At 61.6% G+C, this 25,826-nt stretch carries 20 protein-coding genes; 8 read left to right on the top strand and 12 right to left on the bottom strand.

The window, feature by feature from the left end; all coding sequences use genetic code 11:
• The first annotated feature begins 9 nt into the window (after nt 1-9).
• Entirely contained in the window at nt 10-591 is a 582-nt protein-coding gene (locus AAEZ09_RS22795; protein ID WP_045062464.1) for a PilZ domain-containing protein, read from the top strand.
• 14 nt (nt 592-605) lie between these two features.
• Nucleotides 606-1,328, top strand: coding sequence for a glycerophosphodiester phosphodiesterase (locus tag AAEZ09_RS22800; protein ID WP_350600846.1), 723 nt, complete (start codon nt 606-608; stop codon nt 1,326-1,328).
• Between the two features lie 42 nt (nt 1,329-1,370).
• Here the strand turns inward: AAEZ09_RS22800 and sthA are convergent, their stop codons facing one another.
• Together sthA and AAEZ09_RS22810 are read right to left on the bottom strand one after the other, a co-directional pair.
• On the bottom strand, nt 1,371-2,765 hold the full coding sequence (sthA, locus tag AAEZ09_RS22805) for a Si-specific NAD(P)(+) transhydrogenase (protein WP_045062459.1): 1,395 nt from the start codon (nt 2,763-2,765) through the stop codon (nt 1,371-1,373).
• A 185-nt stretch (nt 2,766-2,950) separates the two neighbouring features.
• Nucleotides 2,951-4,009, bottom strand: a complete 1,059-nt coding sequence (locus AAEZ09_RS22810; protein ID WP_350600847.1) for an FAD:protein FMN transferase — start codon at nt 4,007-4,009, stop codon at nt 2,951-2,953.
• A 196-nt stretch (nt 4,010-4,205) separates the two neighbouring features.
• Between AAEZ09_RS22810 and AAEZ09_RS22815 the strand changes: the two genes are divergently transcribed.
• Nucleotides 4,206-5,504, top strand: coding sequence for an MFS transporter (locus tag AAEZ09_RS22815; protein ID WP_045062457.1), 1,299 nt, complete (start codon nt 4,206-4,208; stop codon nt 5,502-5,504).
• A 13-nt stretch (nt 5,505-5,517) separates the two neighbouring features.
• Here the strand turns inward: AAEZ09_RS22815 and AAEZ09_RS22820 are convergent, their stop codons facing one another.
• The 5 genes from AAEZ09_RS22820 to AAEZ09_RS22840 form a co-directional block, all read right to left on the bottom strand.
• On the bottom strand, nt 5,518-6,927 hold the full coding sequence (locus AAEZ09_RS22820; protein WP_350600849.1) for an efflux transporter outer membrane subunit: 1,410 nt from the start codon (nt 6,925-6,927) through the stop codon (nt 5,518-5,520).
• A 39-nt stretch (nt 6,928-6,966) separates the two neighbouring features.
• Entirely contained in the window at nt 6,967-9,117 is a 2,151-nt protein-coding gene (locus tag AAEZ09_RS22825; RefSeq protein WP_350600850.1) for a glycosyltransferase family 2 protein, read from the bottom strand.
• Between the two features lies 1 nt (nt 9,118).
• Nucleotides 9,119-10,363 carry a hypothetical protein gene (locus tag AAEZ09_RS22830; RefSeq protein WP_350600852.1) on the bottom strand — a complete coding sequence of 415 codons (1,245 nt, stop codon included), beginning with the start codon at nt 10,361-10,363 and terminating at the stop codon, nt 9,119-9,121.
• On the bottom strand, nt 10,360-11,565 hold the full coding sequence (locus tag AAEZ09_RS22835; RefSeq protein ID WP_350600853.1) for an HlyD family secretion protein: 1,206 nt from the start codon (nt 11,563-11,565) through the stop codon (nt 10,360-10,362). Before AAEZ09_RS22835 ends, AAEZ09_RS22830 begins: the two co-directional genes overlap by 4 nt.
• Before the next feature lie 519 nt (nt 11,566-12,084).
• On the bottom strand, nt 12,085-13,548 hold the full coding sequence (locus tag AAEZ09_RS22840) for a glyceraldehyde-3-phosphate dehydrogenase (protein ID WP_045062443.1): 1,464 nt from the start codon (nt 13,546-13,548) through the stop codon (nt 12,085-12,087).
• 363 nt (nt 13,549-13,911) lie between these two features.
• Between AAEZ09_RS22840 and mfd the strand changes: the two genes are divergently transcribed.
• The 3 genes from mfd to AAEZ09_RS22855 are packed head-to-tail and all read left to right on the top strand — an operon-like array spanning nt 13,912 to nt 20,643.
• A complete protein-coding gene (mfd, locus tag AAEZ09_RS22845; RefSeq protein ID WP_350600854.1) occupies nt 13,912-17,361 on the top strand; it encodes a transcription-repair coupling factor in 3,450 nt (1,149 codons plus the stop codon).
• Between the two features lie 10 nt (nt 17,362-17,371).
• Nucleotides 17,372-17,938 (top strand): CsiV family protein, encoded by a 567-nt coding sequence (locus AAEZ09_RS22850; protein WP_122838167.1) that lies wholly within the window; start codon nt 17,372-17,374, stop codon nt 17,936-17,938.
• Between the two features lie 11 nt (nt 17,939-17,949).
• Nucleotides 17,950-20,643, top strand: coding sequence for an SNF2-related protein (locus tag AAEZ09_RS22855; protein ID WP_350600855.1), 2,694 nt, complete (start codon nt 17,950-17,952; stop codon nt 20,641-20,643).
• 142 nt (nt 20,644-20,785) lie between these two features.
• Here the strand turns inward: AAEZ09_RS22855 and AAEZ09_RS22860 are convergent, their stop codons facing one another.
• The 3 genes from AAEZ09_RS22860 to psrA all read right to left on the bottom strand — a co-directional run bounded on the left by AAEZ09_RS22860 (nt 20,786) and on the right by psrA (nt 23,412).
• A complete protein-coding gene (locus AAEZ09_RS22860) occupies nt 20,786-21,523 on the bottom strand; it encodes an S-methyl-5'-thioinosine phosphorylase (RefSeq protein ID WP_045062436.1) in 738 nt (245 codons plus the stop codon).
• Nucleotides 21,524-21,535: 12 nt separating this feature from the next.
• Nucleotides 21,536-22,546 carry a beta-N-acetylhexosaminidase gene (gene nagZ / locus AAEZ09_RS22865; RefSeq protein ID WP_045062434.1) on the bottom strand — a complete coding sequence of 337 codons (1,011 nt, stop codon included), beginning with the start codon at nt 22,544-22,546 and terminating at the stop codon, nt 21,536-21,538.
• Nucleotides 22,547-22,704: 158 nt separating this feature from the next.
• Complete coding sequence (gene psrA, locus AAEZ09_RS22870; RefSeq protein WP_350600857.1) at nt 22,705-23,412, bottom strand: transcriptional regulator PsrA; 708 nt, start codon at nt 23,410-23,412, stop codon at nt 22,705-22,707.
• Nucleotides 23,413-23,641: 229 nt separating this feature from the next.
• Here psrA and lexA point away from each other — a divergent pair, with 229 nt between their 5' ends.
• The gene (gene lexA / locus AAEZ09_RS22875; protein ID WP_045062428.1) at nt 23,642-24,253 is read left to right on the top strand and encodes a transcriptional repressor LexA; all 612 of its coding nucleotides are present in this window, start codon (nt 23,642-23,644) and stop codon (nt 24,251-24,253) included.
• 10 nt (nt 24,254-24,263) lie between these two features.
• Nucleotides 24,264-24,737 (top strand): SOS-induced cell division inhibitor SulA, encoded by a 474-nt coding sequence (gene sulA, locus AAEZ09_RS22880; protein WP_045062425.1) that lies wholly within the window; start codon nt 24,264-24,266, stop codon nt 24,735-24,737.
• A gap of 94 nt (nt 24,738-24,831) precedes the next feature.
• On the opposite strand, the gene AAEZ09_RS22885 is transcribed toward sulA, so the two are convergent.
• Together AAEZ09_RS22885 and AAEZ09_RS22890 are read right to left on the bottom strand one after the other, a co-directional pair.
• A complete protein-coding gene (locus AAEZ09_RS22885; protein WP_045062423.1) occupies nt 24,832-25,065 on the bottom strand; it encodes a hypothetical protein in 234 nt (77 codons plus the stop codon).
• Between the two features lie 106 nt (nt 25,066-25,171).
• The gene (locus AAEZ09_RS22890; protein ID WP_350600858.1) at nt 25,172-25,696 is read right to left on the bottom strand and encodes a DUF6586 family protein; all 525 of its coding nucleotides are present in this window, start codon (nt 25,694-25,696) and stop codon (nt 25,172-25,174) included.
• Nucleotides 25,697-25,826: the final 130 nt, after the last annotated feature.

Consider the following 25,826-nt stretch of genomic DNA (forward strand, 5'->3'; position numbering starts at 1 on the left):
GGGTTCGCCATGTCGACATTAGATGAAGAAGATCGCCGCGAATACTACCGTATCGAGGACACGATCGCACTGGAAATTCGGCCTTTGTCCGCTGTCGAAGCCGCGGGCCAGGAAGTGTTGCAGGATGCTTCTCCACTGTTCAATTTGCTCAGCGAATTGCACCTGAGCGAATTCGAATCGCAACACCTGTTGCGCCAGATCAGTGAGCGCGACCGCAACCTTGCGGCATTCTTGAAATCCCAGAACAAACGCATCGACCTGCTGAGCCAGGTGATCGCCATTACCGTGCTGGGGCAGATTGGCGAGCCGCAACCGGTGATCATCTCCGAAGGGGGCGTCGACTTTCAGTACCCCACGCCGATTGCCGCCGGGGCGCGCCTGTCGATCAAGCTGGTGTTGATGCCGCAAGCCCTTGGCCTGTTGCTGCGCGCCCGGGTCACCCATTGCGATCCCAAGGGCGATGGCTACGACATCGGCACCGAGTTTGAACACCCCACCGATGCCCAGCGCCAATTGCTCGCCCGGTACATTTTGCAGAAGCAGGCCCAGGAACGTCGCCTGGCCCGCGAACAAAACGACTCAGGCCTCTAAATTAAGGAAGAACCGTGACCCTCATCTACGGCCATCGCGGCGCCAAGGGCGAAGCACCGGAAAACACCCTGATCAGCTTTCAGCAATGCCTCAAGCACGGCGTGCGCCGTTGCGAACTGGACTTGCACCTGTCCAAGGACAACGAGCTGATGGTCATTCATGACCCGACTCTCAAGCGCACCACCGAACGGCGCGGCAAGGTCGTCGAACATACGGCGGCGGAGCTTAAGACCTACGACGCGCGCAAAGGCGGCCCGGGCTGGATCAAACCGTGCCCGATCCCGACCCTGGAAGAGCTGTTCGAACAATGCGATTTCGAGCATTGGCAGCTGGAAGTCAAAAGCGCTTCGCGCACCCGCGCCGCCGCCACCGTGCTGGCGATTCGCGAAATGGCCCAGCGTTTCGGCATGCTCGACAAAGTCACCATCACCTCGAGTTCACGTGAAGTGTTGAAGGCTGCACTGGATCTGGTGCCGGACGTGTCCCGCGGGCTCGTAGCCGAGTACGCCTGGCTCGACCCGTTGAAGGTCGCGCAAAGCTATGGCTGTGAGTTTCTCGCGCTGAACTGGACCCTGTGCACGCCGGAACGCCTGGAGAAGGCGCAGCGCCAGGGGCTGCATGTGTCGGTATGGACAGTCAACGAGCCCGCGCTAATGCGCAGGCTCGCCGACTTCGGCGTTGACAGCCTGATTACAGACTTTCCCGGTTTGGCCAGCGCCACGCTCGAGAATTGCTGAAATCGGTCTCCCCGGCCGGCTCAGGCCACCGGCCGGAGCCGCTCAAAAAAGCCGGTTGAGGCCATCGTAGGCCGCTACCCGATAGGCTTCGGCCATGGTCGGGTAGTTGAACGTGGTGTTGACGAAGTACTTCAGCGTGTTCAGATCGCCCGGCTGGTTCATGATCGCCTGGCCGATGTGCACGATCTCCGACGCCTGATAACCGAAGCAGTGAACGCCCAGCACTTCCAGGGTCTCGCGGTGGAACAGGATCTTCAGCATGCCTTGCGGCTCGCCGGCAATCTGCGCGCGCGCCATGCTCTTGAAGAACGCCTTGCCCACTTCGTACGGCACCTTGGCCTGGGTCAGCTCCTGCTCGTTCTTGCCGATCGAGCTGATCTCCGGGATGGTGTAGATGCCGGTTGGCACGTCATTGACGAAGCGCCAGCTGTGGTTGTCGACGATGCTGCCAGCGGCCGAACGGCCCTGGTCATGAGCGGCACTGGCCAGGCTCGGCCAACCAATCACGTCACCGGCGCCGTAGATGTTCGGCTTGCAGGTGCGGTAAGCCTCGTCCACTTCGATCTGGCCACGGCTGTTGACCTTCACGCCAATGTTTTCCAGGCCCAGCTGATCGGTGTTGCCGGTACGGCCATTACACCAGAGCAAGGCGTCGGCCTTGATCTTCTTGCCGGACTTGAGGTGCAGGATCACGCCATTGTCCACGCCTTCGACGCGGTCGTAGTCTTCGTTGTGGCGCACGGTGATGTTGTTGTTGCTGAAGTGGTAGCTCAGGGCCTGGGAGATTTCCGAGTCCAGGAAGCTCAGCAACTGGCCGCGGTTGTCCACCAGTTCAACCAGTACACCCAGGCCACTGAAGATCGAGGCGTACTCGCAACCGATCACGCCGGCGCCATAAACGATGAGTTTGCGCGGGGTGTGGCCGAGGCTCAGGATGGTGTCGCTATCGTAGATACGCGGGTGGTGGAAATCGATATCCGCCGGGCGATAAGGACGCGAGCCGGTGGCGATGATGATGTGCTTGGCCACCAGTTTCTCGACCACGCCGTTGGCGCAGACGACTTCGATGGTTTGCTCGTCGGCGAAGCTGCCGGTGCCGAAGAACACGTCGACGCGGTTGCGGGCGTAGTAGCCGGTGCGCGAAGCGACTTGCTTGGAGATGACTTTCTCGGCGCTTTTGAGCACGTCCGGGAACGAGAACCAGCGCGGCTCACCAATGGCCCGGAACATCGGGTTGGTGTTGAACTGCATGATCTGCCGCACCGAGTGACGCAAGGCCTTGGACGGGATGGTGCCCAGGTGGGTGCAGTTACCGCCGACCTGGCGACGGCTATCGACCATCGCCACCTTGCGTCCTGCTTTGGCGGCGTTCATTGCCGCGCCTTCTCCTGCCGGGCCGGAACCCAGCACCACCACGTCGTAGTTGTAGACAGCCATGCGTACTCCTCAGAACAGGCCGCGGCGCCCTCGGCACCTGCGGCTAAATCACGCCATCTGCGGCGTGAAGGAACAATTTGGGGCCAGTGCAGAACCCGGACACAGTCTATAGAAGCGTCAACGCCGGGCACATTAACCCTTGGTCGCGTCGTAGGCTAGTTTTGCCTGCACTACAACGCCAGCGTTCATTGCTTTTTTTGGGTAGCCGCGCCACTGAGCCGCTCGAAAGCCTGATTGGTTCTTGTGACGAAACCGGTATCGGTTCGAATCACAAAAAAAGCGCCAATAGCGTATTTCTCCGCGTAGTCCCAGCCGCGTTCCGGCCCGAGAATCAGCAACAGCGTCGATAAGCCATCGGCCATCAGGGCCGAAGGATGGATCACCGTGACTGCTGCCAGGGCGTGGGAAACCGGCGCCCCGGTGCGCGCATCGAAGGTGTGGGAATAGCGCCGGCCATCCTGCTGGAAGTAATGACGGTAGTCACCCGAGGTGGACACCGCGTAGTGATCGACCGCGATGATTTTCTCCGCGACCTGGCGGTCATCCCGGGGCTCCTCCAGGGCGATGCGCCACGGACTGCCGTCGAGTTTGCGGCCGGCCGCCTTGAGTTCACCGGTGGCTTCGGCGAGGTAATCGTGGATGCCCATGGCCTCGAGTCGGGCAGCGATGGTGTCGACCGCGTAACCGGCGGCGATGCTGTTGAAATCGACTTCCACTGCAGCGTCCTTGCACAGCTGTTCGCCTTCGATGCGCAAATGCCGGTAACCCACTCGCTGACGCACCTGGGTCAGTGCTTCGGCGCTCGGGACGACTTCCTGGCGCGATTGCGGACCAAATCCCCAGAGGTTGAGCAGCGGCTCGACCGTCAGGTCGTAGGCGCCTTCGCTCTGCTGTGACAGCTGCTGGCCGACCCGGACCAGTTCGAGGACAGGCGCGGGCATGTCCTGACAGTGGTCGGCAGGCAGATGGTTGAAGCGCTCGATGTCGGAGTCGCTGCGGTAGGTCGACATTTGCCGGTCGATGCGGTCGAGGATTGTTTCCACCTGCGCCTGCACCTCAGCGGGTGCGGGCAGGCCGGCGCGGTGCACATACTTGATTGAATAGGAGCTGCCCATGGTGGCCCCCCCGAAGCTTTCCATGGAGTCACCGTTGCCGCAGCCGGACACAACCACGGCCAGCACCACAAGCCCACCCCACCGTCCAGTTAACAAATCTTCATCTCCCCGCAAAACCGCGCCGGCCATTATGGACCTCAGAGCGCAGAGGAGCGAGGGCTGCCGGCGCCCGTCAGGCAAACGCAAAACCTGCGGGAGCGAGGCTGCTCGCGACAGGGGTGCGTCAGCCAACAGCCATGCGGATTGACCCCACGCCATCGCGAGCAGGCCCGCGCCCACAGGTGCCGTGTTTTCAAACAAGATTTACCAGCGTGAGTACCTACACATGTCTACCCCCACGAGCAAAGGCAAAGCGATCTTTCGCGTTGTCAGCGGCAACTTCCTCGAAATGTTTGACTTCATGGTCTACGGCTTCTACGCCACTGCCATTGCCAAAACCTTCTTCCCCGCCGACAGCGCGTTCGCGTCCCTGATGCTGTCGCTGGCGACCTTCGGCGCCGGCTTCCTGATGCGGCCGCTGGGGGCAATCTTTCTCGGCGCCTACATCGACCGTCACGGGCGCCGCAAAGGCCTGATCATTACCCTGGTGATGATGGCTGCCGGCACCGTATTGATAGCCTGCGTCCCGGGATACGCCACCCTGGGTGTCGCGGCACCGCTGCTCGTGCTGTTCGGCCGCCTGCTGCAAGGTTTCTCGGCGGGCGTCGAGCTTGGCGGAGTGTCGGTGTACCTGGCCGAGATCTCCACTGCGGGCCGCAAAGGCTTTTTTGTCAGCTGGCAGTCCGCCAGCCAGCAAGCGGCGGTGGTCTTCGCCGGTTTGCTGGGCGTGGCCTTGAACCACTGGCTCAGCCCGCAGGAAATGGGCGAATGGGGCTGGCGCGTGCCGTTCCTGGTCGGCTGTTTGATTGTGCCGGTAATCTTCGTGATTCGTCGTTCACTGGAAGAAACACCGGAGTTCCAGGCACGCAAACATCGCCCGACCTTGCGCGAGGTGGTCCGCTCGATCGGGCAGAACTTCGGCATCGTCATCGCCGGCATGGCCCTGGTGGTCATGACCACCGTGTCGTTCTACCTGATCACCGCCTACACGCCGACCTTCGGCAAGGCCGAACTGCACTTGTCCGACCTGGATGCCTTGCTGGTGACGGTGTGCATCGGCCTGTCGAATTTCTTCTGGTTACCGGTCATGGGCGCATTTTCCGACAAGGTCGGGCGCAAACCCCTTCTGCTGGCGGCGACGCTTCTGGCGATTCTCACCGCCTACCCTGCCCTGTCCTGGCTGGTGGCCAATCCGAGCTTCAGTCACTTGCTGATCGTCGAGTTGTGGCTGTCGTTCCTGTACGGCTCGTACAACGGTGCCATGGTCGTGGCGCTGACCGAGATCATGCCGGTGGAAGTGCGCACCACCGGTTTTTCCCTGGCCTACAGCCTGGCGACCGCTACCTTCGGCGGGTTTACTCCGGCAGCCTGTACCTATTTGATTCATGTGCTGGATAACAAGGCCGCACCGGGGATCTGGCTGACGGGCGCAGCGGTACTGGGGTTGATTGCGACCCTGGTATTGTTCCGCGGCAATCGCCATGAATTGCGCACGGCGCAGGCATCTGTGGTCGGCGGCGCCTGATCGATCGCCATCATCACCGCCCTGCCACCTTCAAGGAGCCACCCCAGCCCCCACCCAACGCCTTGTACAAGGTCACCTGGTTAATCTCCCGGGCCAACTCCAGCTGGGCCCACTTCTGCTGCGAGTCAAACAGCGAACGCTGTGCATCCATGGTTGAAAAATAGCTGTCCAGCCCAGCCTCAAAGCGCAGGCGGGACTGGCGGTATGCCTCCTGATAATCCCCCACCAGTTTCTTCTGGAACTGCACCTGGGTCAGCATCTCCTGACGCGCATTCAAGGCATCGGCCGCTTCCCGAAAAGCATTCTGCACCGTGGCCTCGTACGCCGCCGTTTGCCCGTCAAACCGCGCATGGCTGGCGTCCACTTGCGCACGACGGGCACCCCCATCGATCAATGGCAACGACCCTGCCAGCGCCACGGTCCAGAACTCCGCCGGGCCGGTGAGCAGGCGCGAGAAGTCCCCGGTCAGGCTGCCCAGGGCCGAGGTCAGGGAAAAGGTCGGGAAGTAAGCGCTACGAGCGGCACCGATGTCCGCGTTGGCAGCGCGCAGCTGGGCTTCGGCCGACATGATGTCGGGGCGGCGTTCGACCAATGACGCCGGCAAACCGGCCGGCACGTCCAGCGTGGCCAACTGCTCACCGAGCACACCCGTAGGCAGCAAACCAGGCGGCACCGGCTGCCCCACCAGCACCCGCAGCGCATTGCTGTTCTGCGCCACTTGCATCCGGTAAGTGTTGACCTGCACGGCCGCCGTGTTGGTCTGCGCATCGGCCTGGTGCACGTCGATCCGGGCGCTGGAACCCAGGTTGAAACTCTTGCGCAGCAACTGCCCATAGCGGTCCTGGGACTGATAAGTATTCTGCGCCAGGTCAAGCAGATGCTGATTGGCCTTGAGCGTCAACCAGGTGCTGGCCACTTCGCCGATCAGCGCCAGGCGTGCGGCCTGGTAATCGCCCTCAGACGCTTCGAACCGGGCACCGGCGGCATTGCGCTGGCTGCGAATGCGACCGAACAGGTCCAGCTCGTAGGACGTGAAACCACCGGTGGCCTGGAAGGTGTTGGCAATACTGCCGGCACTGTCGCCGCCATTGGGCGTGCGCACCAGCGGCGGCAACTTGCTGCGTCCGGCATAGGTGTCTATGCCGATGGTAGGAAACAGCCCGGACTGCGCACTGGCATAACCCGCCCGCGCCTCTTCGACACTGGCCGCGAACTGGCGCAGGCTGCGGTTGTTGGCCAGCGCCAGGTCGATCAGCTGGCGCAGGCGGTCATCGACCACAAAGCCGCGCCAGTCCTTGTCGAACGCCTGCTTGCCCGCGCAGCATTCGCCGGCCGTGTTGGCCGGCCATTGCTGGTCGATCGGTGCATCGGGTTTCTCGTAGGTCGGCTCCAGCGAACAACCACCCAGCAGAAGCAATGACATAAAGCATGAGGTCGATAAGCAACTGTTCATGGCGCGCACCTAAAATCGTTGGCCGAGCAGAGCTCGCAAGGGTGAAAGCAGCAAAGACCAAAGGCCTGACCGACTGACGCTGACATGCGGCAAAGGCTGTCTACGCGAACGTACACTGACCGGTCGCCAGCGACGTAGCGGGGTGTAGGACGACGCCCTGGCCGGCGCAGGCAAACGCGGCGCCGCTGATTTTTCGCCAAGCAATGCACGCCGTAACAAGGTGCCGAACGCCAGCCCCGGCTCCGCCTTGCTGACGACATTGATCGTTGCATCGCTGAACAACCGCGCGATCAACCGTCGCCGCAGCGCTTCATCAAGCTCGGCAAACCTCAGGCCCAGTTGATTGTCTCCATGGTTGCGCATGACCTCGACATCGAGCCAACCCAGTTTGTCGACCCACATCTGCCCGCACAGCCCCGGCTTGATCGACGACGCGAACGCGCACTCGAACGACGCGCCGCTGAGGGAGATATCCACCAGGCGCCCGGCGAGCACCTTGCCGCCAAACCGAAACCCCGTGGGCTTGTTGAACGGAAAACGCTCTTCACCGTGCAAGCGCGGACGATCCACACAGGCGACCAGCGTTGCCAGGTTGTAGACCAGCGCGACCACAGTCCAAAACAGGTTGAACAGCATGTTGCCGTCGAACGAGGCGGCAGTGCTGATCGCGATATAGGCGCCAATCTGCGAGAACAGCGTCAAGGCAAAAAAGAACCCGAACAGCTTCCAGTGCACCATGGTTTTGGTGCGATCCAGGCCTTTGGCGGTCACTTTGAACGGGCGTCCGAAAGGCCGGATCATCGCGCTGGCGATGGTGGCGGTGACGGCCAGGGAGGCAACGATCTGTGTGACCTCAGTGAAAATCGGCAAGGTGCGCCGGTCCGTGACCCAGGTGCCGTAGCCCCAGAACGCGATCAGAGCCGGCATGCCAAACGCGAGGAAATCCATCGGCGTGGCGTAGAAACCGGCAATGCCGAAATACCAGTACAGCACCGGCGACACCAGCATCATCAGGATGAAGGGTTTGGAAAACCAGTGCATCAGCCCATGGATGTAGTGCAGGCGGTCGTTGAGCGTATAGCCGCTGCCGCGCAACGGTCCATCCTTGAGCAGCGCCACCTGGATGGTGCCCAGGCACCAGCGCCCGCGCTGGTTGATGTACTCGGTCAGGCCTTCGGCCGACAAGCCGATTGACAGGCGCTCATTCAACCAGCGGGTGACATAGCCTTTCTGCAGCAGCCGGTAGGTGGTGTAGATGTCTTCGCAGACCGAGCCTGTAGGAAAACCGCCCATCTCGTTGATCAAATCGCGCCGCACCACGAAGGACGTACCGACGCAAAATGCCGCATCCCAGCCATCCTTCGCCGGCTGAAACACGTCGAAGAACACCCTTTGCTCATCGACCCAGCACGCCGAAGTGCCCAGGTTGTGCTGGATCGGGTCGGGGTTGTAGTAGAACTGCGGCGTCTGCACCAGGCCGACTTTCGGGTCGTCGAACAAGCCCAGGGTGCGCAACAGGATCGGCTGCTGCGGCGCGAAATCGGCATCCAGCACCAATATGTACGGCGCGTTGCTGCCAGCCGCCGACTGGCGCAAGCCATTGTTCAGGTTGCCGGCCTTGGCGTGGGAGTTATCAGGGCGGCGCGCGTACTGCACGCCGACCTCGGCACAGTAATCACGCAACCAGTCCCGGCGCGTATCGTCGAGCACCCAGATGGTGAAATTCGGGTAGTCGATGGCCTGGGCGGCAATAATGGTTTTTTCCAGGATTTCCAGGCCTTCGTTGTACGTGGCGATGAAGATATCGACCGCTGGCGCACTCACGCCCTGGGCGCGCAAGCGTCGCTCGCCCGCGTCCGCGTCCTTGCTGTGATCCGAGCGACAGAGCATGACGACGATGGAAAACAGCGTGTAACCGATCGCCAGCATTTCGAAGAACAAAAAGGTGTAGGCCCAGACTGTGGCAAACCCGGAATGGCCGTCCGGCAAGGTGTCGCGAATCCGCCAGGCCGCGTAGTTGAGCAACAGCAACGCGGTCACGGCGCCGAATCCGGCGCGCGCAGCCCATTGGTCCCGATGAGTCAGGCAGGTGAATAGAATCACCAGTGCCAGGGTCCAGAAGTTGATTTGCATCAGTTGCAACGAGTCCAGTGCCTGCATGTCAGTCAGCCTCTAGCGAACCGGTAAAGGGATTGACGCCGGTGGCCGCAATCGCCGCCCACGCCGTGGCGCCCAGGTGAGGCAGGTGGTAATAGAAAAAATCGTTGGTCACCGAGTCCGGGCCTATGGCCAGCCCGGTACTGATGCGCGGTGCCGGGGTCGCGTACAGCCAGCCATTGCCGGCTTCCTGGGCCAGCAAAACACTCCACAGCGGCTGCGCCTTGTCACTCAGGCCGTTTAACTGCGCGACCGCTGCGGCTTGCGCGGTGCCTTCGGTCCACAAACCATCGGGATCGCGATTGAAGCCGTAGCCGTCACCGGACCGGTGCGCGCGATCGACAAAAGCGAACACCCGACGCCAATCCCCGGGCGGGTCGTGCAAGGCAATCAGTGGCCAGATTTGCGCATCCAGCCCGGAGCGCACGCGGTCCGACGTCTGGCCATCCGCACCGGTGCCGATCAGGAAGCGCCCTTCCGTGGCGTCCCACTGGCTGGCGACAAACTGCCGGGCGATCTGCGCCTGCCGCGCCGTGCCCTGATCCGGAGCCAGCGCATTGAGTGCCGACCACGCAGCCGCCAGGTCGACGTTATGCTCGGTGGACTTCCAGTTCTGCTGGATCTGCTGATCGAAGTACCCGTAGTAGCCCCCACTGAAGCCGGCCGGTGCCTGGGCGTCGTAGGTTTTGTCCTGCGACCAACGCAGGACTTTTCTTGCCGCTTCCAGGTAGGCGCCCTCGCCGCTTTGGCGAAAAGCCTCAAGCAACGCCAGCGCCGCCCAGGCCTGGTTCCCGGTCGCACTGCTGACTTGATAGGCGTCCTGGTTCCAGGCGTTGCGTTCGGTGCTCCAGTAGCCGGGCAGCTTCATCGGCGGCGCACCCACCGGGCCAGCAGCGTAGGCGTTGCGCAAACGGCCATCGTGATATTCGGGATCGTGGTTCGTTGCAAAGACCAGAGCATCGGCGATGCGTCGCGCCGACCCGGCCTTGCCGCAGGCGAACAAGGCAATGCTCGCCAGGGCGTTATCGTAAGTGAACGCCACCCCGCGCAACGCCAGGATCGGCGCCGGCTGACCATTTAGCGCCGGGTAACTGGCCACCAGCACAGGGCCCGCCGGCTGCGTCGCCACCGCGCGATCGAGTGCGGCGCAGGTCATTGTCGCCAGTTGAGGCCTGGCGGCTGCCGCCAATGAGGACGCGCCAGAGCCCATGACTATCACGCTGACCACCCCGCGCAAGAGGCCGTTCATGGTCGTGACACTTCGGCACTGGCCCATAGCCCGGGGTTGCAGGTCATGGCGCGCTGGCTATCGGTGAGGTCGGCGGCAAAGGTACCGACCACATACACCGAGTTCTGCTCGGCGTAGGGGAACGGCACGCTGTAGGAGTTGGCGCGAATGTCCGAAGCGCTGGATAACAACTGCACCACGCTGGCCTTGAGCGGCTCGGCAAGGCCGCGGATTTTCACGGTCAACACACTGTCACGATCGATCTTGCTTGCCATGCGCTCCGGGAACACCGCAATCACATAGCTCTGCCCGCAATCGGTGGCGCGCAGCAAAGTCGAACCGGCCTGCACCAGCGTGCCTTGGGGCGCCAGGAGCTCCTGGACAGTACCCGGCGAATAGGCCACGACATCGTACCCGGCCATCAGCTTGACCCGGCTCTGCTCGGCATCGATCAAACGGTTGAGGTTGTCGAGCTCCTGTTGATAGGTCGCCCGATTGCGCGCCTGATTTTCCAGGCTGAGCTTGAGCGTGGTCATTTGCGCCGTCAGGTCGAACATGCGCAGTTGATCCGGGTCGAGGTACACCTGCTTGTTGGCCGCACTGACGTCGCCGTCGTTGATCCGTAACTGCGAGCGCACCGACTCCGCCGCACCTTGCAAAGAGGCCAGCTGCGCTTTCGATGAAGCCACCACCGCGCCACTCACCGCCCCTTGCACGAACAACTCCAGGTTGCGCTCGACCGTTTCCTGGGCGTCCATCAACCGCGCACTGGCGGCACTGTTTTCGGCCCGCAGCGCCCTTTGGGTAAAGAGTTGCCGGGTATGAAAAGCGGTCTGGTACTGCTGGCTGGTTTTTTCCAGTGCCTCGTAATACTGCTGATCATGTTCGGCCTGGCTGGCCGAGGAAGATATCTGCTGTTCCAGAGTGAGGCGGCGCGTTTGCAGGGTCAGCAAGGTTTCCTGATTCGCCCGGGGGTTTTCCACTACGGCGATTTTCTGGCCCTGCGCAAAGGTCGCACCGGGTTTGACGTCCAACGCACTGACCACGCCATCAATGGGCGTGGTGAGCAGGATCACCGGAGCATTCAAAATCGCCCGGGTGGCAGAGGCCGACACCAGAGGCATCAGCAGTGTCGACAGCAGTAACCAGACGACAAACCCCAGGACTCCCAACCCCACCAAGCGCGGTAACAGCGACAACAACTTCGATCGTTCTTCCGCCATGTTCGACTCTCCCGATAGACCAACCGCGTAAAAGCCAGGCAATAACATGCCGTGACCGCAAAACACTTTCGGCAGGGTGAGCAATACGAAACAGGGCGCTGCACGGCAACTAAGCCGGAACAGTTTTCATTAGATTTATTGTGATGTGAGCAGGAATGAGATCCCTGTCTTTTTGGAGAGTTGTAACGCGACGCTGAAGCAGCAAAACCGACGAAGCCCGAGGCAGAGCGGGCCGTCACAGGCGACACTAGTTTCAGTGAGTGACAGTGTCAAGTATTTGGACGGAACAATTAAATGGCGCCAATTCGCCAACGCATTTTAAGTTGGATCCACTAAACCCACCCGCACCTCAAACAATCGGCAACTGCTTATTTTTGCTGGAAGTTTATGCCTGCAACTTTCGAGGCAACAAACTGGATAACGCTTAACTCCTGGGAAAAAAGTCTAAAAAGTTATAAGCAAGATACAAACAAAAACGCCCCGACCAAGGGCCGGGGCATTTTTAGTTACTTGTGAAGCTTAGCGCGGGAATGCTGGCGGGTTTACACCGGCCATGTCTTCCATCACGCGAACCACCTGGCAGCTGTAACCGAATTCGTTGTCGTACCAAACGTACAGTACAACGCGGTTATCCTGGGTGATGGTCGCTTCAGCGTCCACTACGCCTGCGTGGCGCGAGCCAACGAAGTCGGTGGAAACCACTTCCTGCGAGTTGACGTAGTCGATTTGCTTATGCAGATCCGAGTGCATGGCCATCTGGCGCAGGTACTCGTTGATCTCTTCGCGGGTGGTGGCTTTCTCAAGGTTCAGGTTGAGAATGGCCATCGACACGTTAGGCGTCGGAACGCGGATCGCGTTACCGGTCAGCTTGCCGGCCAGCTCAGGCAGGGCCTTGGCAGCAGCGGTAGCGGCACCGGTCTCGGTGATAACCATGTTCAGCGCAGCACTACGGCCACGGCGATCGCCTTTGTGGAAGTTGTCGATCAGGTTCTGGTCGTTGGTGTACGAGTGAACGGTTTCAACGTGACCATTAACGATGCCGAACTTGTCGTTCACAGCCTTGAGCACCGGCACGATGGCGTTGGTGGTGCACGAAGCGGCAGAAACGATCTTGTCGTCAGCAGTGATATCGCCGTGGTTGATGCCGTGCACGATGTTCTTCAGCTTGCCTTTGCCAGGCGCGGTCAGAACAACGCGGTCGACACCCGGGCACGCCAGGTGTTGGCCAAGGCCATCGGCGTCACGCCATACACCGGTGTTGTCCACCAGCAGCGCGTCTTTGATGCCGTACTGGGTGTAGTCCACCTCAGTCGGGTTTTTCGCGTAGATAACCTGGATCAGGTTGCCGTTGGCGGTAATGGTGTTGTTGGCTTCATCAATGGTGATGGTGCCATCGAACGGACCATGAACCGAGTCACGACGCAGCAGGCTTGCGCGCTTGACCAAGTCGTTCTCGGCGCCCTTGCGGACCACGATGGCGCGCAGGCGCAGGCCGTCGCCACCACCGGTTTTCTCGATCAGGATGCGCGCCAGCAGGCGGCCGATACGACCGAAACCGTACAGGACAACGTCGGTGCCCTTGCGAGCGGCGGCGTTCTGCTGACCAACGACGTCAGCCAGTTCTTCACGGACGAACTGCTCGGCAGTACGGCCATTGCCTTCGGTCTTGAACTTGACCGCAAGCTTGCCCAGGTCTACCGAAGCGGCGCCGAGCTTGAGCTCGCTCATCGCCTTGAGCAGAGGGAATGTTTCGTGGACGGACAATTCGCTGTCATCGGACTGGCGATGACGAGCAAAGCGGTGGGCTTTGAGAATCGCAATGACTGAACGATTGATCAGGCTGCGGCCATAGATCGAGCTCACCACGTTGTTATTGCGGTAGAGCTGACCGATAAGCGGAATCATCGCTTCTGCGAGTGCTTCACGGTCGATCCATTCACCAAGACACTGGTCGGGCTTCTGAGTCACGGGAACCTTCCACATGTAGGGGCAGAAAAAAGGGGCTACATTATGCCGCCGAGTGCCTCTTGTAGCAATGCGCGCTTGTCGTACCATCCGTAACAAAATTCCGTCAGAAAAAAATACGCCTCGCTGCAGCCCAGTAAACACGCGGCTTCCAGCGCTGTCATTTTTTTGCAGACAGCGCTGCCTTGTCCGTAACCATCCGTAACACCGGTCCGTTTTGCCACTACATATCCGGTCATTTTCCCTAAAAAAACCGCCGATTTTGTCTTTACCACTACATTTCGCCAAACCTGCGTAATAGACACAGTCTGTCACTGACAGGCGGCACCCGGGCCCGCTACAATTACCGACTTTGTCGCAACGCTTGGAGCTCAACCTTCCGTGCCCGTTCTGCGTCTACCGCTTCTCCCTGCCGCGGCAGGTAAACAGCACTGGGGCAACCTGCCCGGTGCCGCCCTGAGCCTGGCCATTGCCGAGGCTGCCAGCGCTGCCAAGCGCTTTACCCTGCTGCTCACTGCCGACAGCCAAAGTGCCGAGCGGCTGGAACAGGAGCTGGGTTTCTTCGCCCCGGATTTGCCCGTACTGCATTTCCCGGACTGGGAAACCTTGCCTTACGACCTGTTCTCGCCGCACCAGGACATCATCTCCCAGCGCATCGCTGCCTTGTACCGGCTGCCAGAGCTGAGCCACGGCGTGCTGGTGGTACCGATCACGACCGCCCTGCACCGCCTGGCGCCGACCAAGTTTCTGCTCGGCAGCAGCCTGGTGCTGGACGTCGGCCAGAAGCTCGACGTCGAGCAGATGCGCACCCGGCTCGAGGCCAGTGGCTATCGCTACGTCGATACCGTGTACGAGCATGGCGAATTCACCGTGCGCGGATCGCTGATCGACCTGTTCCCGATGGGCAGCAAGCTGCCTTTCCGTATCGATCTGTTCGATGACGAAATCGAGACCTTGCGCACCTTCGACCCGGAGAACCAGCGCTCCATCGACAAGGTCGACACCGTGCGCCTGCTGCCTGCGCGGGAGTTCCCGCTGCAAAAAGATGCGGTCACGCGCTTCAAGGCACGCTTTCGCGAACGCTTCGACGTCGACTTCCGGCGCTGCCCGATCTTCCAGGACTTGAGCAGCGGGATCACCCCCGCCGGCATCGAGTACTACCTGCCGCTGTTCTTCGATGAAACCTCGACCCTGTTCGACTATCTGCCCCAGGACACCCAGGTGTTCTCCCTGCCAGGCATTGAACAGGCGGCGGAAAACTTCTGGAACGACGTGCGCAACCGCTATGAAGAACGCCGCGTCGATCCGGCCCGACCTCTATTGCCACCAGCGGAGCTGTTCCTGCCGGTGGAAGACTGCTTCGCCCGCCTGAAAAACTGGCCGCGCGTGGTGGCCAGCCAACAGGATGTCGAAACCGGCGCTGGGCGCGAGCGCTTCCCGGCCCGCGAACTGCCCAACCTGGCCATCGAAGCCAAGGCCACCCAGCCACTGGCGGCGCTGGCCGGCTTCCTCGACGAGTTTCCCGGGCGCGTGCTGTTTACCGCCGAGTCCGCAGGCCGTCGCGAAGTGCTGCTGGAACTGCTCGAACGCCTGAAGCTGCGACCGAAAACCGTCGACAGCTGGCCAGACTTTGTTGCGGGCAAAGAGCGCCTGGCGATCACCATCGCGCCGCTGGACGAAGGTCTGGTGCTCGATGACCCAGCCCTGGCACTGGTAGCGGAAAGCCCGCTGTTCGGCCAGCGCGTGATGCAGCGCCGCCGTCGGGAGAAACGCGCCGACGCGAACAACGACGCCGTCATCAAGAACCTCACCGAGCTGCGCGAAGGCGCGCCGGTGGTGCACATCGATCACGGTGTTGGGCGTTATCTGGGGCTGGCGACCCTGGAAATCGACGATCAGGCCGCTGAATTCCTGACCCTGCAATACGCCGAAGGCTCCAAGCTCTACGTGCCCGTGGCCAACCTGCACCTGATTGCCCGTTACACCGGCAGCGACGACGCCCTGGCGCCGCTGCACCGCCTTGGCTCCGAGACCTGGCAGAAAGCCAAGCGCAAGGCCGCCGAGCAAGTGCGCGATGTGGCCGCCGAATTGCTCGACATCTATGCCCGTCGAGCTGCACGGGAAGGTTATGCCTTCGAAGACCCGAAAGCCGACTACGCGACCTTCAGCGCCGGCTTCCCGTTCGAGGAAACCCCGGACCAGCAAACCACCATCGACGCCGTGCGCGCCGACATGCTAGCGCCCAAGCCGATGGACCGCCTGGTGTGCGGCGACGTGGGTTTCGGCAAGACCGAAGTGGCCATGCGCGCCGCCTTCATCGCTGTGCATGGCGGGCGTCAGGTGGCCATCCTGGTGCCGACCACCCTGCTCGCCCAGCAGCACTACAACAGCTTCCGCGACCGCTTCGCCGACTGGCCGGTGAGCGTGGAAGTGATGAGCCGCTTCAAGTCGCCCAAGGAAGTGAATGCGGCCATCGCCGACCTCGCCGAAGGCAAGATCGACATCGTCATCGGCACCCACAAGCTGCTGTCGGACGACGTCAAGATCAAGAACCTGGGGCTGGTGATCATCGACGAAGAACACCGCTTTGGCGTCCGCCAGAAGGAACAGCTCAAGGCGCTGCGCAGCGAAGTCGACATCCTGACCCTGACCGCCACGCCGATTCCGCGCACGCTGAACATGGCGGTGTCGGGCATGCGCGACCTGTCGATCATCGCCACGCCGCCGGCCCGTCGCCTGTCCGTGCGCACGTTCGTCATGGAGCAGAACAAGAGCACGGTCAAAGAGGCCCTGCTGCGTGAGTTGCTGCGCGGCGGCCAGGTCTACTACCTGCACAACGACGTGAAGACCATCGAGAAATGTGCCGCCGACCTCGCCGAACTGGTGCCGGAAGCACGCATCGGCATCGGCCACGGGCAGATGCGCGAGCGCGAACTCGAACAGGTGATGAGCGACTTCTACCACAAGCGCTTCAACGTGCTGATCGCCTCGACCATCATCGAGACCGGCATCGACGTGCCGAGCGCCAACACCATCATCATCGAGCGTGCCGACAAGTTCGGCCTGGCACAGCTGCACCAGCTGCGCGGCCGCGTTGGACGCAGTCACCACCAGGCCTACGCCTACCTGCTCACGCCACCGCGCCAGCAGATTACCGCCGATGCGGAAAAGCGCCTGGAAGCGATCGCCAATACCCAGGACCTTGGCGCGGGCTTTGTGCTCGCCACCAACGACCTGGAAATCCGCGGCGCCGGCGAGCTGCTCGGCGACGGTCAGAGCGGGCAGATCCAGGCCGTGGGTTTCACCCTGTACATGGAGATGCTCGAACGCGCGGTGAAGTCGATCCGCAAGGGCGAACAACCGAACCTCGACCAACCCCTGGGTGGCGGTCCTGAAGTCAATCTGCGGGTACCGGCGCTGATCCCTGAAGATTACCTGCCGGACGTGCACGCCCGACTGATCCTCTACAAGCGCATTGCCTCGGCCACCGACGAAGACGGCCTCAAGGATCTGCAGGTGGAGATGATCGACCGCTTTGGCCTGCTGCCGGAACCGACCAAGAACCTGATGCGCATCACGGCCCTGAAACTGCAGGCCGAACTGCTCGGCATCAAGAAAGTCGACGGCGGGCCGCAAGGGGGTCGTATCGAATTCGCGGCGCAAACACCGGTCGACCCGCTGACGCTGATCAAGCTGATCCAGGGACAACCCAAACGCTACAAATTCGAAGGTGCCACGGTGTTCAAATTCATGGTGCCGATGGAGCGCGCAGAAGAGCGCTTTAATACTGTGGAGGCGCTGCTTGAGCGCCTCATCCCGAAAACTGCTTGAAGGACGCCGCATGCGCCTGTTTTGCTCACTGACCTTGCTGATGACCCTGGTCGCCCCCTCGGTGTTTGCCGACGACATGTATCAAGTGGAAATGGTGCTGGTGCGGCAGAACGCCGTGCCGGCCATCGTCAGCCGTGCCGCACCGGAAGACTGGGCAGCCGGCGCGCAACGCGTGAGCCCGCAAAGCCTGCGCACGCCAAGCCTGACTCGCGAGGTGGAAAAACTCACGGCCAGCAATGAATACACAGTGCTGCTGCACAAGGCGTGGCAACAGACCCTGGGCGAACAAGCCAGCAAGTTCGCGATCAGCGACGGCGCGGAACAGTTCGGCCAGTTCCCGATCGAGGGCACCCTGAGCCTGAAACTGGGGCGCTTCACCGACGTCGACGCCGACTTCTGGGTCAACCAGATCGACGCCAATGGCCTGGTCACCTCCAGCGAGCGCCTCAAGCAGGAAAGCCACACCAAGAACGGCCAGCTGAATTTCCTCGATAACGGCCACCTCGGCCTGCTGATAAAAATCACTTCATTGACCGCCCCCGCACCTCGGCCAGTCCCCGATGAAATTCCGGACTGATTGAAGTCCTTATGTCCACGACCCTGAGCAAACCCCTGGCACCGTCCTGGGTCAGCCGATTCAAGGAACAGAGCCTGGAGCGTGGCCGCCGCTACGCCCTGGAGAACCGTGTCAGGATCGTCGAAGTGGGCGACGCCACGATCGTTGCCGCGTGCGAAGGCTCTGGCGGCAACGTCTACCGCCAGACCATTCGCCTGCGCGAGTCGGCCAAGTCCACCCTGCTGATGGTCGATGCCACCTGCAGTTGCCCGGTGCGCAACAACTGCAAGCATTGCGCTGCGGTGCTGCTGCAGGTGCAGGAAACCCTCGACTATCCAGCCGCCGCCAAAGACGCCGAACTGCTGGAAAAACTCTCGGCCGTACTGGAAAACCGCAACCCCAAAAGCGTGCCTCAGGTGCTGGTGGAGAATGTCCAGCCGGTGCCGCGCCTGTGGCTGGCGAGTATCGAATTCAGTGCATTCGAGCCGCGCAACGGCAAAATGCAGCGCTACATCCAGCATCGCGCCGCGCTGTCGTTCAGCTATCTGGATGAATACGTCTCGGGTCAAAAAAACGCCGACATTCTCATCCGCCAGGAGACCCAGACCCTGCGGATCAAGCGGCAACCGGAAGTGGAACAGTCCTACCGGGAACACCTGCGAATCCTCGGCTTCAAGATCGCCACCCGCCAAAGCAAGGCCCTGCCGGAAAGCGCGGGCGAGCTGTTCGAAATGGTCAACGACAGCGCCTGGCTGACCTTCACCCTCAATGAACTGCCGAAGCTGCGCACCCAGGGCTGGGAGTTGCAGATCGACGAGGAATTCGGCTTCGACCTGACGGCCGTGGACGACTGGTACGCCACCGTCGAACAGGCGCCGGAACGCGACTGGTTCGACCTCGAGCTGGGCATCATCGTCAATGGAGAGCGCCTGAGCCTGCTGCCGATCCTGTTGAACCTGATGCGCTCGCACACCGAAATCCTCAACCCGGAACGCCTGGCACGGCGTCGGGACGACGAGCTGATCCTGGTCAACATTCCCAATCGGCCCAACTCCGAGTACGGCCCGCTGCAAGTCGCCCTGCCCCTGGGTCGGTTGAAACCGGTGCTGGCGACCCTCGGCGAGTTCTACCTGCAGGAGCCGGGCGAAACCACGCTGCGCCTGAGCAAGGCCGATGCCACACGTCTCAACCCGCTGGAAGACATGCCACTGCTCTGGGAAGGCGGCGAGCAGATCCGCACGTTTGCCCAGCGCCTGCGCGACATCAAGGACTTTACTGCGACCGCGCCCGACGGCCTCAACGCCACCCTGCGCCCGTATCAGCTGGAAGGCTTGAGCTGGATGCAGTCGTTGCGCCAGCTGGAAGTCGGCGGCATTCTCGCTGATGACATGGGCCTGGGGAAAACCCTGCAGACCCTGGCGCATGTGCTCAGCGAAAAGAACGCCGGGCGCCTCGATCGCCCGTGCATGGTGGTGATGCCCACCAGCCTCATCCCCAACTGGCTCGACGAAGCGGCGCACTTCACCCCGCAGCTCAAGGTGCTGGCGCTGTGCGGTGCCAGCCGCAAAAAACATTTCGCCCACCTTGGCGACTACGACCTGATCCTGACCACCTATGCACTGCTGCCCAAGGACATCGAGCACCTGGCGGCGCAACCTTTGCACGTGCTGGTGCTGGATGAGGCGCAGTACATCAAGAACCCCAACAGCAAAGCCGCCCAGGCTGCCCGCGAACTGAACGCGCGCCAGCGCCTGTGCCTGAGTGGCACGCCATTGGAGAATCACCTGGGGGAGTTGTGGTCGCTGTTTCACTTCCTGCTGCCCGGCTGGCTGGGCGACGTGAAGAGCTTCAATCGCGATTACCGCGTGCCCATTGAAAAGCGCGCCAGCGAAGTCCGGCTGCAGCACCTGAACGGGCGGATCAAACCCTTTCTGCTGCGCCGCACCAAGGAGCAGGTGGCGACAGAATTACCGCCGAAAACCGAAATTATTCACTGGGTCGAACTCAACGAAGCCCAGCGCGACGTGTACGAAACCATGCGCCTGGCCATGGACAAGAAAGTGCGCGACGAGATCACCCGCAAAGGCGTGGCCCGCAGCCAGATCATCATTCTTGAAGCGCTGCTGAAGCTGCGCCAGGTGTGTTGCGACTTGCGCCTGGTCAGCGATGCCGCGCCGCCGACTCGCGGCAGCACCTCGGGCAAACTCGACAGCCTGATGGAAATGCTGGAAGAACTGTTCGAAGAGGGCCGGCGGATTCTGTTGTTCTCGCAATTCACTTCAATGCTGGCGCTGATCGAGGTCGAGCTGAAGAAGCGCGGCGTGGAATATGCCTTGCTGACGGGCCAGACCCGCGACCGCCGGGCGCCGGTGAAAGACTTCCAGAGCGGCAAGCGGCAGATCTTTCTGATCAGCTTGAAGGCCGGCGGCGTGGGCCTGAACCTGACCGAAGCGGACACGGTGATTCACTACGACCCCTGGTGGAACCCGGCCACGGAAAACCAGGCGACTGACAGGGCCTATCGCATTGGCCAGGAGAAGCCGGTGTTCGTCTACAAGATGATTGCCCGGGGCACGGTGGAGGAGAAGATCCAGCACCTGCAAAAGGAAAAATCCGACCTGGCGGCGGGCGTGCTGGATGGCCGCAGTGCCGGGGACTGGAAGTTGCAGAGTGATGATATCGAGGCGCTGTTTGCGCCGTTGCCGGATAAGCTGGAGAAGCGTTGAGAGTGTCGGCGCCTGTCAGGCCGTCATCGCGGGCAAGCCCGCTCCCACAGAGATTGTTGTTGGCCCGGCAATGCGGGGCTTGCACACATTTCCTGTGGGAGCGGGCTTGCCCGCGATGGGCTCACCCCGGTCCCAAAAGTGATTAGCCCTTGAGCACCCGCGCCAGAGTCGATTTCACCTTCCCCATCCCGTCATGCAAAGCCTGCTCGATCTCGGCCATGGTGATGATCGCCGTCGACTTGCCCGCCGCCGGGTTCACCACCAGCGCCAGGCAGGCGTAATCCAGCTCCAGCTCCCGCGCCAGGGCCGCTTCAGGCATGCCGGTCATACCGACGATGTCGCAGCCATCACGCTCCAGCCGGGTAATTTCGGCAACCGTTTCCAGGCGCGGTCCCTGGGTGCAGGCATACACGCCCTGGCTGCTGTAATCGACGCCCTCTGCAGCCAGCGCCGCGATCAATTGCTGGCGCAACGGCTCGCTGTAGGGGTAGCTGAAATCAATGTGGGTCACCTGCTCCAGGTCATCGGCAAAGAAAGTGTGCTGACGCCCGCTGGTGTAGTCGATCAGCTGGTGCGGCACGCAGAAATGCCCGGTGCCCATCGCGCTGTGGATCCCGCCGACGGCATTGACCGCCAGGATCGCTTCGGCGCCGGCCTGCTTCAGTGCCCAGAGGTTGGCGCGGTAATTCACCTGATGCGGCGGGAACCGGTGCGGATGGCCGTGACGGGCGAGGAACAGCACTTCCTTGCCGGCGTATTCGCCAATCTGCACCTCGGCCGACGGCGCGCCGTAAGGCGTGTCCACGGCCAGGGACTGACGAATGTTCAGGCCTTCGAGCTGGGTCAGGCCGGTGCCACCGATGATCGCGTAAACCGTCATAACGTTGAATCCTTATTCAATCAGTTGAGCTTCTTTGAGCGCGCCGATGGCAGCCAGCCAGCGTGGCTGCTGACGGTATTCGGTACCGACGAAGGCTTGCCCACGCATCCGCGCAATGCGCTGAGAAGGGGTGACTTTCAGGCGCTGTGCCGCCGACAGGGCAAGCTCTGCCGCTGCGCGGTCGTTGCACACCAGGCCCATGTCGCAACCGGCCGTCAGCGCCGCTTCGATCCGGCTGGCCGCATCGCCAACCACATGGGCACCGGCCATGGACAGGTCATCACTGAAGATCACACCGTCAAATTGCAGCTCGCCGCGCAAGATGTCCTGCAACCAGCGGCGGGAGAAGCCGGCCGGTTGGGAGTCGACTTGCGGGTAAATGACGTGGGCCGGCATCACTGCCGCCAGCTGCTTGCTCAAACGGGCAAACGGCACCAGGTCGTTGGCGCGGATCTCGTCAAGGCTGCGCTCATCGTTGGGGATGGCCACATGGGAATCTGCTTCGGCCCAGCCATGCCCGGGGAAATGCTTGCCGGTGGCGGCCATGCCGGCGCTGTTCATGCCGCGAATGAACGCGCCGGCCAGCAAGGCGGCGCGTTGCGGATCACCTTCGAACGAACGGGTGCCGACGACGGCGCTGCGCTGGTAATCGAGGTCCAGCACCGGGGCGAAACTCAGGTCCAGACCCACAGCCAGCACTTCAGTGGCCATGATCCAGCCACATTGTTCCGCCAGGTATTCGGCATTCGGGTTATCGGCAATGGCGCGCATGGCCGGCAGGCGCACGAAGCCCTGGCGCAGCCGTTGCACCCGCCCGCCTTCCTGGTCGACTGCCAGCAACAGGTCGGGACGCACCGCGCGAATCGCCGCGCTCAATTCACGCACCTGGCGCGGATGTTCGATGTTGCGGGCGAAAATGATCAGCCCGCCCACTTCCGGTTGACGCAGCAACTGGCGATCTTCAGCCGTCAGCCAGGTACCGGCGACGTCCACCATCAACGAGCCTTGCAGGCCAGCAGTCATAGAGATTCCTTGATAACGAAAAACCCGGAGCGTGCAAAATCGCCAACCTGGGCGAGGCCAGGCAGGTCGACGAGTGCAATGGGGAGCGGGTTCAGAACGAGAGTCGGCATGGGCGGCTAGCTTAGCGGATGTCAGCTGCCGCGCCCACCCGTACGCGGTTAAACCTTGGCGGCAACCTGTGTCGATTTGCTGCGTGGACGCAACTGCGCGGTGGCCATGGCGGAGTCTGTCACGCCGGTTTCGGCGCGCATGCCGGCGGCCAGGAACGGCACCATCAGGCGCATGACCTGCTCGATCGACGTGTTGACGCCGAAATCGGTCTCGGCAATCGCCCGCAGCGCCTTGATCCCCGACATGCTGAACGCAGCGGCACCGAGCATGAAGTGCACGCGCCAGAACAACTCGATCGGCGGTATACGCGGCGCAGCTTCGTTGACCAGCATCATGTAGCGGCGAAACACCTTGCCGTACATGTCTTCCAGATAACGACGCAAATGGCCCTGGCTCTGGCTGAACGCCAAGCCCAGCAGACGCATGAAAATGGACAGGTCGTTACCGCTGCGCGGCTGCACGACCAGGGCCTGCTCGACCAGGATCTCCAGCAGCTCTTCCAGCGTCGGCTTGTTTTCCGGCTTGGCCTGGCGACGCTCAAGCTCTCTATCGAGGCTCAGGCAGAACGGCCCGAGGAAGCGCGAGAACACCGCCTGGATCAGGGCTTTCTTCGAGCCGAAGTGATAGTTCACCGCCGCCAGGTTGACCCCGGCCTTGCTGGTGATCAGGCGCAACGAGGTTTCGGCGAAACCTTTTTCCGCGAACAATTGCTCGGCAGCATCGAGAATGCGTTCAACGGTTTCCGACTGGGCCATGGCTACTCCGCCTGACAAACACTTGTTTGAAACATACGTTTCAGACCCTGTCTTGTCAAGCCTGGCGGTTCGTTTTGGGAATGGTCGGTCAGCTATTTAACCATACAACTGCAAAGCTTCAATCAGGGCTCGGATCGACCGTCCAGCGGCGGGTAAAAAAACGGGCATTGCCAAGACCGTTCCACTGTATATAATCCCAGTCACTGTATAAAAAGACAGAGCGATCAATATGCTAAAGCTGACGCCACGCCAAGCAGAGATTCTGGCCTTCATCAAACGCTGCCTCGAAGACAACGGCTACCCGCCGACCCGTGCGGAAATCGCCCAGGAACTGGGCTTCAAATCGCCTAATGCGGCGGAAGAACACCTCAAGGCCCTGGCCCGCAAGGGTGCAATCGAAATGACCCCGGGCGCGTCCCGTGGCATCCGTATTCCGGGCTTTGAAGCCAAGGCCGCCGACGATTCCACCCTGCCGATCATTGGCCGGGTGGCTGCCGGTGCGCCGATCCTGGCCCAGCAGCACATCGAGGAATCCTGCAACATCAACCCGGCCTTCTTTCATCCACGCGCCGACTACCTGCTGCGCGTCCACGGCATGAGCATGAAGGACGTCGGCATTTTCGACGGCGACCTGCTGGCGGTTCATACCACTCGCGAAGCCCGTAATGGCCAGATCGTAGTCGCGCGGATCGGCGATGAAGTGACCGTCAAACGCTTCAAGCGCGATGGCAGCAAAGTCTGGTTGCTGGCTGAAAACCCCGAGTTCGCCCCTATCGAAGTCAACCTGAAAGATCAGGAACTGGTGATCGAAGGCTTGAGTGTCGGCGTCATTCGCCGCTAAAGGAGGCTTTATGCAATTCCCGCACACATCACAGCAAGCCCAACTGCCGTTGTTCGAGGCGTTCATGGTGCAGCCGTTGGCGCCCATCCTCAAAGACGTGGTCGAATCGCCGTGGAGCGCCGAACCGGAAGTCTTCAGCGAACTGTCACTGCGTGGTGCAGCCGGGAATTGCCTTAACCTTCTCGCCCCGATCCTCAGAGAACTGAGCCAGGACCAGGACGCCCGCTGGCTCACCCTGATCGCCCCGCCCGCCAGCCTGACCCAGGCCTGGTTGCGGGACGCCGGCCTCAACCGCGAGCGCATCCTGCTACTGCAACCACGGGGCACCCAGAGCGCTCAGCAGCTGACGTGCGAAGCACTTCGACTGGGCCGCAGCCACACGGTTGTGAGCTGGCTCAATCCGCTGGGTTCAACCCAACGGCAACAGTTGATCAGCGCCGCCCGGATCGGGGACGCGCAAAGTCTGAATATTCGACTGGGATAAGCGAACCTGCTGCGCGCAAGGATCATGCGCGGGGCTTCTCAAAGGACAGAGAAGCCGAACCGAAGCGGTGTCTGCAGAAACCGACGGGCGGGGATCAATGAAGAACCCGCGACCCCTCTTCCTGCTCTAATTCGCCTTCAACCATGCGACCGGCCATCTGCACGCCGACGCTCAACATCGCCTTGGCGACTTCCACGTGCTGGCCTTGCAGGAACGCTTTGGCATCTTCGGAAAAATCCAAAGTCACCAGAGAACCCTCGTCCTCAGCCCTGCGCAGCTCGATACGGCCGTCAGGCAACTCGACAATTTCCAGAAACGACGTTGGCATATAAGTCTGTTCTCCACGAAAGGCGGGGATTATATAGGCATCGGCCATGCTTCGCTCGGGATCTTGACCAGCAGCGCCATTGACAGCACCGCTGAATCCCCAGCCATCAGCACTCGTTCAAGCCTTCACGAAAACGAATGGCCAGGCCTTTGAGGTGCTGCCGCCAGCTCTCCAGCTCTTCGCGGCTGAGCTCCTGAGACGCCTGTTCTTCATCCAGGTTGATCGCCTGGATCAGCGGCTGGGTCACGTCACCCTTGGGCTTGTGCGGGGCACGCGGTGGCTGGAACAGCGCCGAGTACGCGGCCAGCAACCTGGCCAGCCATGTTTCCGGGTTTTGCGCCAGCTCGACCATCTCGGCCATTTCCGGAATAGCGATGGCTTCGAGCACTTCGCGCGTCAGCAGCATCTCTGCGCGCGGGGCGTTGGCCTGCGGCAGACGGTAGAAGCCGGCGATCTCATGGCACAGGCCCAGCAGCGCGCCATACAGATGAAACAGCGCCGATTCACGCCCCGCCTGGATCAACGCGAGGGAGTTCATCGCCCGCCCCTCTTCGGCTTTGCCCAGCGCTTCGAGCGACAGGCCGGCGAAATAAATCTTCTGGTTGGTGCGGGTATAGAGTTCGTGGGCCATGACGGCAGCCTCCACAACGAAATAATTGCTTCATGCAGGTCGGACAGTGTCGTGGATACACCTGGCCTGCGGCAAGTAAATCAAGATCAAAAGATCGCAGCCTTCGGCAGCTCCTACAGGAACCTTATGT

The organism is Pseudomonas sp. 65/3-MNA-CIBAN-0223 (genome assembly GCF_040310425.1).
Taxonomy (GTDB): domain Bacteria; phylum Pseudomonadota; class Gammaproteobacteria; order Pseudomonadales; family Pseudomonadaceae; genus Aquipseudomonas; species Aquipseudomonas gregormendelii.

What these genes read in the sequence shown, in the direction of transcription:
- AAEZ09_RS22795 (WP_045062464.1), top strand. Translation starts at nt 10, where the DNA reads ATGTCGACATTAGATGAAGAAGATCGCCGCGAATACTACCGTATCGAG.
- sthA (WP_045062459.1), bottom strand. Translation starts at nt 2,765, where the DNA reads ATGGCTGTCTACAACTACGACGTGGTGGTGCTGGGTTCCGGCCCGGCA.
- AAEZ09_RS22810 (WP_350600847.1), bottom strand. Translation starts at nt 4,009, where the DNA reads ATGGCCGGCGCGGTTTTGCGGGGAGATGAAGATTTGTTAACTGGACGG.
- AAEZ09_RS22815 (WP_045062457.1), top strand. Translation starts at nt 4,206, where the DNA reads ATGTCTACCCCCACGAGCAAAGGCAAAGCGATCTTTCGCGTTGTCAGC.
- AAEZ09_RS22820 (WP_350600849.1), bottom strand. Translation starts at nt 6,927, where the DNA reads ATGTCATTGCTTCTGCTGGGTGGTTGTTCGCTGGAGCCGACCTACGAG.
- AAEZ09_RS22825 (WP_350600850.1), bottom strand. Translation starts at nt 9,117, where the DNA reads ATGCAGGCACTGGACTCGTTGCAACTGATGCAAATCAACTTCTGGACC.
- AAEZ09_RS22830 (WP_350600852.1), bottom strand. Translation starts at nt 10,363, where the DNA reads ATGAACGGCCTCTTGCGCGGGGTGGTCAGCGTGATAGTCATGGGCTCT.
- AAEZ09_RS22835 (WP_350600853.1), bottom strand. Translation starts at nt 11,565, where the DNA reads ATGGCGGAAGAACGATCGAAGTTGTTGTCGCTGTTACCGCGCTTGGTG.
- AAEZ09_RS22840 (WP_045062443.1), bottom strand. Translation starts at nt 13,548, where the DNA reads ATGTGGAAGGTTCCCGTGACTCAGAAGCCCGACCAGTGTCTTGGTGAA.
- AAEZ09_RS22850 (WP_122838167.1), top strand. Translation starts at nt 17,372, where the DNA reads ATGCGCCTGTTTTGCTCACTGACCTTGCTGATGACCCTGGTCGCCCCC.
- AAEZ09_RS22855 (WP_350600855.1), top strand. Translation starts at nt 17,950, where the DNA reads ATGTCCACGACCCTGAGCAAACCCCTGGCACCGTCCTGGGTCAGCCGA.
- AAEZ09_RS22860 (WP_045062436.1), bottom strand. Translation starts at nt 21,523, where the DNA reads ATGACGGTTTACGCGATCATCGGTGGCACCGGCCTGACCCAGCTCGAA.
- nagZ (WP_045062434.1), bottom strand. Translation starts at nt 22,546, where the DNA reads ATGACTGCTGGCCTGCAAGGCTCGTTGATGGTGGACGTCGCCGGTACC.
- psrA (WP_350600857.1), bottom strand. Translation starts at nt 23,412, where the DNA reads ATGGCCCAGTCGGAAACCGTTGAACGCATTCTCGATGCTGCCGAGCAA.
- lexA (WP_045062428.1), top strand. Translation starts at nt 23,642, where the DNA reads ATGCTAAAGCTGACGCCACGCCAAGCAGAGATTCTGGCCTTCATCAAA.
- sulA (WP_045062425.1), top strand. Translation starts at nt 24,264, where the DNA reads ATGCAATTCCCGCACACATCACAGCAAGCCCAACTGCCGTTGTTCGAG.
- AAEZ09_RS22885 (WP_045062423.1), bottom strand. Translation starts at nt 25,065, where the DNA reads ATGCCAACGTCGTTTCTGGAAATTGTCGAGTTGCCTGACGGCCGTATC.
- AAEZ09_RS22890 (WP_350600858.1), bottom strand. Translation starts at nt 25,696, where the DNA reads ATGGCCCACGAACTCTATACCCGCACCAACCAGAAGATTTATTTCGCC.